Below are 1,204 nucleotides of genomic sequence, written 5' to 3'. Positions count from 1 at the left end.
GCGCCATAAGCCCGAAGAGATCGTCGCGAAGCTACGCCAGGTCGATGTGCTGGTCTCGCAGGGGCAATCCGTTGCCGACGCGATCCGCTCGATCGGCTTGACGGAGGTGAGTTACTACCGCTGGCGCCGTGAGTTCGGCGGCCTGAAGACGGATCAGGTGAGGCGGATGAAGGAGCTTGAGGCCGAGAATGCCCGGCTCCGCCGCGCCGTCGCGGATCTGACGCTCGACAAGCTGATCCTGAAGGAGGCGGCTTCGGGAAACTGGTAAGCCCCGCGCGTCGCCGTGCCTGCATCGACCATGTCCGGCTCGCTCTGAAGGTGTCGGAGCGACGGATCTGCCGTGTATTGGGGCAGCACCGCTCGACCCAGCGCCGCATCCCGCGCGGTCGCGACGATGAGGAGCAACTCATCGCCGACCTCGTCGAACTGGCCCGCTGCTACGGCCGCTACGGCTATCGCAAGATCGCCGCGCTGCTGCGCTCGACGGCAGGCTGGGTGGTCAACGACAAGCGGGTTGAGCGGATCTGGCGACGCGAGGGGCTGAAGGTTCCGGCCCGACAACCCAAGCGCGGCCGGCTCTGGCTCGCGGACGGATCTTGCATCCGCCTTCGCGCCGAGCGGCCCAACCACGTCTGGTCCTACGACTTTGTCGAGGACCGCACCCATGACGGGAGAAAATACCGGATGCTGAACATCATCGACGAGTTCACCCATGAATGCCTGGCCATCCGCATCGACCGAAGGTTGAAGGCGATCGACGTCATCGACCTGCTCTCGGACCTGTTCATCCTGCGCGGCGTGCCGGAGCACATTCGTTCAGACAACGGCCCCGAGTTCGTCGCCAAGGCCGTACAGGGTTGGATCGGCGCGGTTGGCGCGAAGACCGCCTACATCGCGCCCGGCAGCCCCTGGGAGAACGGCTTCATCGAGTCGTTCAATGCCAGGCTGCGGGACGAACTGCTCGACGGCGAGATCTTCTACACTCTCGCCGAGGCGAAGATCATCGTTGAGAGCTGGCGGCGGCACTTCAACACCGTACGCCCGCATGGCTCGCTCGGATACAAGCCTCCCGCGCCGGAGGTCTTCGTGCCCGCCATGACCGCGCGGGCGGCTGCGCTATCCAGACCGGCTGAGCCGACCGCGTTGGCGCCGAGGCCAACCGCACACTAACATTCAACCTGGACCTCTCGGCGGGGGCGGATCA

Annotated in this window: 1 protein-coding gene; it reads left to right on the top strand. The window is 65.6% G+C overall.

All coding sequences use genetic code 11. The annotated features are described in order from the left end of the window. A protein-coding gene (locus BLQ70_RS25180) for an IS3 family transposase (protein WP_091863072.1) occupies nt 1-1,170 on the top strand; the annotation gives its coding sequence in 2 pieces (ribosomal slippage) (nt 1-254 and nt 254-1,170; 1,171 coding nt annotated over the 2 pieces). This gene is flagged as partial in the annotation. Between the last annotated feature and the right edge of the window lie 34 nt (nt 1,171-1,204).

The sequence above is a fragment of the Allobosea robiniae genome, from assembly GCF_900102525.1.
GTDB lineage: Bacteria > Pseudomonadota > Alphaproteobacteria > Rhizobiales > Beijerinckiaceae > Allobosea > Allobosea robiniae.
The sequence above is the reverse complement of the archived record's forward strand: the minus strand, read 5'-3'. Positions and strand labels throughout refer to the sequence as shown.